Source organism: Mesorhizobium sp. M7A.F.Ca.AU.001.01.1.1 (assembly GCF_004022735.1).
GTDB classification, from domain to species: Bacteria; Pseudomonadota; Alphaproteobacteria; order Rhizobiales; family Rhizobiaceae; genus Mesorhizobium; species Mesorhizobium ciceri.
Genome location: NZ_RZPF01000317.1, coordinates 1 through 6,970 on the forward strand (window position 1 = coordinate 1; position 6,970 = coordinate 6,970).

Annotated in this window: 8 protein-coding genes and 1 pseudogene; 7 read left to right on the top strand and 2 right to left on the bottom strand. The window is 62.1% G+C overall.

What is annotated here, in order from left to right:
• Nucleotides 1-208: 208 nt before the first annotated feature.
• Nucleotides 209-457, bottom strand: a complete 249-nt coding sequence (locus tag EN884_RS19510) for a ParB N-terminal domain-containing protein (RefSeq protein ID WP_013532091.1) — start codon at nt 455-457, stop codon at nt 209-211.
• Nucleotides 458-654: 197 nt separating this feature from the next.
• On the opposite strand from EN884_RS19510, the gene EN884_RS19515 reads away from it, so the two are divergent.
• Nucleotides 655-1,071 carry an acyl-CoA thioesterase gene (locus EN884_RS19515; protein WP_024504355.1) on the top strand — a complete coding sequence of 139 codons (417 nt, stop codon included), beginning with the start codon at nt 655-657 and terminating at the stop codon, nt 1,069-1,071.
• Nucleotides 1,072-1,086: 15 nt separating this feature from the next.
• Here EN884_RS19515 and EN884_RS19520 read toward each other — a convergent pair whose 3' ends face one another.
• Nucleotides 1,087-2,046, bottom strand: a complete 960-nt coding sequence (locus EN884_RS19520; protein ID WP_063167838.1) for a LysR family transcriptional regulator — start codon at nt 2,044-2,046, stop codon at nt 1,087-1,089.
• Nucleotides 2,047-2,181: 135 nt separating this feature from the next.
• Here EN884_RS19520 and EN884_RS19525 point away from each other — a divergent pair, with 135 nt between their 5' ends.
• From EN884_RS19525 to EN884_RS19550, 6 genes and pseudogenes are all read left to right on the top strand, one after another.
• Entirely contained in the window at nt 2,182-2,964 is a 783-nt protein-coding gene (locus EN884_RS19525) for an ABC transporter substrate-binding protein (RefSeq protein ID WP_063167837.1), read from the top strand.
• A gap of 64 nt (nt 2,965-3,028) precedes the next feature.
• On the top strand, nt 3,029-3,676 hold the full coding sequence (locus EN884_RS19530) for an amino acid ABC transporter permease (RefSeq protein WP_063167836.1): 648 nt from the start codon (nt 3,029-3,031) through the stop codon (nt 3,674-3,676).
• Between the two features lie 12 nt (nt 3,677-3,688).
• Nucleotides 3,689-4,348 carry an amino acid ABC transporter permease gene (locus EN884_RS19535; protein WP_013532096.1) on the top strand — a complete coding sequence of 220 codons (660 nt, stop codon included), beginning with the start codon at nt 3,689-3,691 and terminating at the stop codon, nt 4,346-4,348.
• A complete protein-coding gene (locus tag EN884_RS19540) occupies nt 4,345-5,109 on the top strand; it encodes an amino acid ABC transporter ATP-binding protein (RefSeq protein WP_063167835.1) in 765 nt (254 codons plus the stop codon). The genes EN884_RS19535 and EN884_RS19540 overlap by 4 nt, the downstream gene beginning before the upstream one ends.
• Before the next feature lie 8 nt (nt 5,110-5,117).
• Nucleotides 5,118-6,761, top strand: a complete 1,644-nt coding sequence (locus EN884_RS19545; protein ID WP_063170215.1) for a N,N-dimethylformamidase beta subunit family domain-containing protein — start codon at nt 5,118-5,120, stop codon at nt 6,759-6,761.
• Between the two features lies 1 nt (nt 6,762).
• Nucleotides 6,763-6,970, top strand: a pseudogene (locus EN884_RS19550) (aminotransferase class III-fold pyridoxal phosphate-dependent enzyme); the annotation flags it as partial.

The window sequence follows — 6,970 nt, forward strand, 5'->3', positions numbered from 1 at the left end:
GGTGGTCATGATGGCGTCCTGCGTTTGATCTGGCTTCCGTCCCAAGGACGAGCCGATGAACCGCAAGCCGACATCGGCCAGCGAAAATTTTGCGACACCGTTTCGATTGACCCGAGGCGTCACTCACCTTCGTCATCCACGGGCGGAGCACGAACGCAGCTCCGTCGCGGAGACCCGAGGATGACAAAGTGATCGATGGGCCAAAGCCTTAGTGGCGCTTGGCTTGCACCAGATAGGCCTCGATCTCGGTCTCGCCGAGCCACTTTGCCGCTTCCAGCCGGTGCAGGCCTTCGACGAGGATGTGGCGCTTGCCGTCATGGCGGACCTGGATCGGCGTCTTCATGCCGTTTTCCAGAATGTCCTCGGCGAGATGGCGGACGGTCTCGGGATGCAGCGTTTTCTTGCGCGCCGTCGGCACGTAGATCTCGTCGACCTTGACCTTTTGCACTCTGAGCATGCCGACCCCCGTGGCGGAAACGCCGCCACCCCTGAAATAGTCCGTTTGATGGAGGTGGCCAAGGGTGCGGCTAACGAATACGAAGTCCGAAGGCCATTCTCGGTTCGAAGATGCCAGGGACAGCAGATCGTTTGCCTGTCGTCGCGCGTTTCGATATTGCGTCTGCGCGATCGTCGAAGGCCACGGAGCAAATCCCCATGAGCAAATCTCTCGTCACCTTTGTCGGCGTCGCTCATCCCTGGATGTGCGACGTGATGGGGCACGTGAATGTGCGTCACTACGCGGCGATGTTCGATGATGCCAGCTTCCAGCTTCTCGGCCATATTGCCGGACAGGACGACAACCAGGCGTCGCAGATCGGATGGGCCGACGTGCGCACCGAAATCGACTATCGGCATGAAACGAAAGCCGGTGCACTCATCACCATCCGCTCGCATGTCGTGAAGATCGGCCGCACCTCCATCACCTTCGAACAGGTGATGTTGGGCTCGCTCGACGGCATTGTCCGCGCATCGAGCCGGACGACAAGCGTGCGCTTCGACCTTGCCGCGCGCGCCTCGGTCGCTCTGGACGAGCCGATGCGCGACCGCTCTTCGGCCTTCTTGATCGAATAAGCCTGTCTCCGCCCGTCAGCCTATGTAGATGCGGTCATCGAGGGGCGTGTCGGCAATCAGCGTCTGCAGCCCTGACAGCAGCGCCTTCTCGGCGCGGTTCATCACCTTGTCCGGATTGACCAGCAGGAAGATGTCGATGGCCGGCGGCGCGTCATAGGGCGGCAGCCGCCACAGCATTCCATCCGCCACATCCCGCCGCGCGACGTGCAGCGGCAGCGGCCCAATGCCCAACCCGGCGACGATCATGCGCCGCACCTCTTCCAGGCTCGAGGACACGCCGACGACATCGGCATTGAGCCGGGCCTCGCTGCGCAACAGCGCGACCGGCCGCAACGCATCCGAGATATGGTCGGTCTGGAACGATACCGAGGGCTCGCCTCGGAGATCGGTCAGCGTCAGCCCGGTTTGCCCGTAAAGCCTGTGCTGCGGCCCACAGAAGAAGCCGAAGAACTCGCGGTAGACCATCGCATATTCCAGCGCCGGATCGCGCTGGCTGACCAGGCAGATGCCGAAGGAAGCACGCCGCTCCCTCACCTGCTTGGCGACTTCGGTGCTTGCTGCGACTGAAATGGTGATGCTGGCGTGCGGGTAGTTGCTGTGGAACTCGGACAGCGCCTGATCAAAGAGCGGCGAGACGACATGGCTTGCCGTCGCGATCATCACATGGCCGGGAACATCGTCGCTGATGCCGCGCATCAGCAGCGGCAACTGCGATATGGTGCCGAACACCTCGACGCTCTGCTCGTAGAGAAGCCGCCCGACCTCGGTCAGTTCGAAGCGCGTCGCGTCGCGCTCGACCAGACGCCGGCCCACCCGGTCCTCCAGTCGCCGCAGAGCATTGCTGACGCTGGGTTGCTTGAGGTTCAGTCGCTCCGCAGCTCGCGTGATGCCCTTCACCTCCGCGATGACGACGAATGTCCTCAGAAGGTTCCAGTCGAGATCCCAGACCAGCCGTTCGGGGCGTGGAAGTACCATTCCTGATATCTATGCTCTCTATTCGCATTATCTATTTGCGCAATGATACCGCAAAGGCAATCATTGATGACAGGAAAGCGTCTGCACGCCTCCCAAGAACAAACCTTGCGCGCCATCCAGAGGAGATGAAATCAGATGAACAGAGTATTTTCCGGCATCGCCGTTGCGGCCCTGCTGCTTGCGTCGACCTTCACTGCCGTTTCGGCCAGGGCCGACGACCTCGAAAAGATCAAGGCGGCGGGCGAGCTGAAGATTTCCATGAGCGGTCAGTATCCGCCCTTCAACTTCGTCAACGACCAGAATGAAGTCGTCGGTTTCGACGCCGATATCGGCAAGGCCATCGCCGAGCGCATCGGTGTCAAGGGCACCATCATCACCACGGCCTGGGACGGCATCATTGCCGGCCTGCTCGCCAACAAATACGACACCGTCGTTGGCTCGATGACGATCACGCCTGAGCGTGAAAAGGTGGTCGATTTCGTCGGGCCTTACTACCACGCCGGCCGCGCCGTTTTCGTCAGCGAGCAGTCGAAAGTGCAGAGCCTCGACGACCTCAAGGGCAAGACCATTGGCGTGACGCTGGGCGAGACGCATGAGAAATGGGCGCGCGAAAAGGGTGGCTGGGATATCCGTACCTACAAGGGCCTGCCGGAAATGCTGCTGGAGCTGAGGGCCGGCCGCGTCGACGCGATAGTCGTCGACAACATTCCGGTCATGGTTGCCGTCAAGGAGACGGGCGAGAAGGTCCGCAAGCTCAACACGCCCGATATCGAAGGCGGCGCTGTTGCCATCGGCATCGCCATCCGCAAGGACAATCCGGAGCTCAAGGCTGCGATGCAGAAGGCGCTGGACGACATGCTGGCGGACGGCAGCTACGAAAAGATCTCGATGAAGTGGGTCGGCAGCGACATCCGCTGATCTCTCCTGGCTTCAGGCGAGCAAAGCCGCCTGAAGCCGAGCGTTACTCCTGCTGGACCCTTTCATGGATTTCTCCTTGATGCAGCGCGTCTTCCCGTTCTTCGTGGAGGCCGCCTTGGTGACGATCGAGATCACGGTGTTGGCCCTGATCCTGGGCCTCGCGGCTGCTTCATTGGCCGCGGCCGCCAAGATGTCGAAATCGGCAATCCTGCGGACCATCGGCACGCTCTATGTCAGCCTGTTTCGCGGCACGCCGTGCCTGATCCAGCTCTTCGTGCTCTATTTCGGCGGCCCGCAGATCGGCATCAATCTGGAGCCGTTCGCCGCCGGCGTTATCGGCCTCGGTCTCAACATCGGCGCCTATATGGCGGAATCGATCCGTGGTGCGCTGGTCGCGGTCGACAGGGGCCAGACGGAGGCCGCCCGCACAACAGGCTTCAGCCGTTTCCAGACCTTGCGCAAGGTCGTGCTGCCGCAGGCCGCACGGCTGATGATCCGGCCGCTCGGGGTCAATACGGTTGCTTTGTTGAAGGGATCAGCACTTGTGTCGACCATTTCAGTCGTCGAACTGACCTACACCGCCCAGCGCTTCATCGGCTCCACCTACAAGCCGTTCGAGATATTCGGCGTTGCAGCCCTGCTCTACATGATCATGGTCTACGCGGTTGCGCGGATCGTCGACCTGCTCGACAAACGCTTCGCCATCGTCTGACCGGAGAGCACGATGCAAGGTTTGGATTTCACCGTCGTCGCGCCCTACTGGGACCTTCTGTTGATTGGTGCCTGGTGGACGGCGGTGCTGACGGTCTCGGCGGGCGCACTCAGCTTCGTCGGCGGCATCCTGTTCGCGGTCATCGTGCTCTACGCCCCTAAGATCGTTGCCTATCCCGTGCGCGCGCTCATGTGGGTGTTCATGGGCACGCCGCTGCTGTTGCAGCTGTTCCTGATCTATTTCGGCCTGGTGCAGATCGGCATCGACATTCCTGCCCTTGCCGCCGGCATTGTTGGGCTCGGCCTGCACTTTGCCGTCTACAATGCCGACATCATCCGCGCCGGCATCGTGGCCGTCGATGTCGGCCAGACGGAGGGTGCGCGCAGCATCGGCTTCGGCAAGTGGCAGACGCTGCGCCATGTCGTGATACCGCAAGCCATCCGCAACACGGCACCACCGATCGGCGGTAATCTGATCGCGCTGTTGAAGGAATCCTCGATCGTCTCGGTCATCGGCATCGCCGAGTTGGTCCATTCGGCCCAGCTGGCGATCAGCGAAACGTTCCGCCCGTTCGAGTTCTACATCACCGCAGCGGCGCTTTATTACATTCTCAATCTTGTGCTCGAGGCGGCTTTGCGTCGGTTTGAAAGACATGTGGAGGTTTCCCGATGAGCACGCAGCGGCCAATGGTCGAGGTTCGCGGCGCGCGCAAATCGTTTGGCGCCGTCGAGGTTCTCAAAGGCATAGGCCTGTCGGTCGATCGCGGGCAGATCGTCGCCATCATCGGCCCGAGTGGCTCCGGCAAGAGCACGCTGCTGCGCTCCATCAACCATTTGGAATCCCTGGACTCCGGTGAAGTCTGGCTCGACGGCGTGCAGGTCAACCAGAAGCTGCACGGCCATGCCTTCGAGCGGCACATCAACAAGGTGCGCCAGCAGATGGGCATGGTGTTTCAGCACTTCAATCTGTTCCCGCATCTGACCGTGATCGAGAACATTTCCATGGGACCGATCATCCTAAAAGGCATGACCAAAAGTGACGCGCATGCGCTGGCGCATAGCCTCTTGTCCAAGGTCGGGCTCGCCGACAAGATCGACGCCTACCCCTCGCGGCTTTCGGGCGGCCAGAAGCAGCGTGTGGCCATTGCCCGTGCACTGGCGATGCAGCCCAAGGTGATGCTGTTCGACGAAGCCACCTCGGCGCTCGATCCGGAACTGGTCGACGAGGTCAACGCGGTGATGAAACAGCTTGCCGCCGAACACATGACCATGCTCATCGTAACGCATGAGATGCGCTTTGCCGGCGAAGTGGCCGACAGGGTGCTGTTCATGGATGACGGCGTGATCGTCGAGGAAGGCCCGCCCGGCGACATGTTCCGCGCGCCGCAGAAGGACCGCACGCGCAGCTTCCTCAAGAAATATCTTTCCGCCTGAGTATGACCATGACCAGCCCAAACACGGAATTCCCCGATTTCGGACTGACGCCGGAGCAGCGCCGCCACGCGGTGCGCGGCCACTATTACGAGTGGCCAGGCATGGATGGCGAGCGCGGCGAGATCTGGTGCTACAGCGACCGGTTTTCCTATCGCGCCGGCGAAACGGTGGCTTTGCATGTCAGTTCGACAGCTGCGACGTTCGGCATCACAATCACCCGAGATGGCGGCAGCGAAAACAAAGTATTCGAGAAATCGGGCATCGCGGCACGCTGGCAGGACACACCCGACCAGTGTTCGGCTGAAGGCTGCGGTTGGGACCCATCCTTCGAATTTCGCGTCGGAGCGGGCTGGCCGTCCGGCGCCTATCGGGTCACGCTGACCGCCGACGGGCTCGACGGCAAGCCGATCCAATGCCACCATATTTTCATCGTCTGCCCGCAGCCGGGCCGCAAACCTGGCCGCGTGCTCCAGGTGGCGGCGACAGGCACATGGCTGGCCTACAACACCTGGGGCGGCTCCAACCACTATCAGGGCATCACCGGGCCGGATCGCAACCAGTATTCGCCCATCGTCTCGACGCAGCGCCCCTGGTGCCGTGGCTTCGTCGTGCTGCCCAAGGATGCGCCGCGTGTGCCGCTGGAGGTCGCTGTGCCGCCGAAGACCGTGCCGCGCTATCCGCACATGGAGTGGGCGCTCGCCACCGGCCATTCGAAGAAATACGCTTCGTCCGGCTGGGCCAGCTACGACAGCCATTTTTTCCGCTTCGCCGAGCGGGCCGGCTATCAAGTCGATCTCGCCAGCCAGCATGATCTGCATTTTTCGCCGGAAATTCTCGACGGCTATGACTGCGCCGTGTTCGTCGGCCATGACGAATACTGGACCTGGGAAATGCGCGATGCCGTCGACGCCTATGTGACCCGCGGCGGCCATGCGGCGCGCTTTGCCGGCAATTTCATGTGGCAGACGCGGTTCGAAGACGAGGGCCGCCGGCAGGTCTGCTACAAATATCGCTCGCGTGCCGAAGATCCGGCCTATCTCCCAGACGGCGACGTCACCCGTGCCACCAATTCCTGGGAGGCGCCGGAAATCGGCCGGCCGGGTTCGGCGACCTTCGGGCTCAACGCGACGCGCGGTGTCTATGCCGGCTGGGGCGGCTGTGCACCGCGCGGCGTGCGTGGTTTCCCGGTCTACCGGCCCGAGCATTGGGCCTTCGCCGGCACCGGCATCTACTATGGCGACCTGCTGGGCGCCGACAGCCATGTCTATGGCTATGAGGTCGACGGGCTCGACTTCGAGATACGCGGCGGCCTGCCCTACCCGACTGCGACCAGCGGCGCGCCAGATGGCCTGCAGGTTCTCGCCGTCGGCATGGCATCCCAGGTCGAGGAAAGCGCCGATATCCCGATCGAGGACCAGTTCCTCACCGACGAAGACGGCCGCTTCACCGCCGAAACGTTGTTTGGCGAGGCGAGCGACGCCAATCTGGAAAAGGTCAAACGCGGCAACGGCATGATCGTCAATTTCCCGCGCGGCAAGGGCGAGGTGTTCCATGCCGGAAGCTGCGAATGGGTCGCCGGCCTGCTAAGACAGGACCCGATGGTCGAACGCGTCACGAAAAATGTCCTCGATCGTTACCTCGGAAAGCCCTGACATGTCGAAAGTCCAATCCGCCGTTCAAGAAACCGAAGCCCGGCGAGACTCGCATCTGTTCTATCTGTCCAGCCTGCGCCGGCCGCTGATCGACCGCGCCGAAGGCATCTACATGTGGACGCAGGACGGCCGCCGCTTCATCGATGGCTCGAGCGGCCCGATGGTGGCCAATATCGGCCATTCCAATCGCAATGTGCTCGACGCCATGA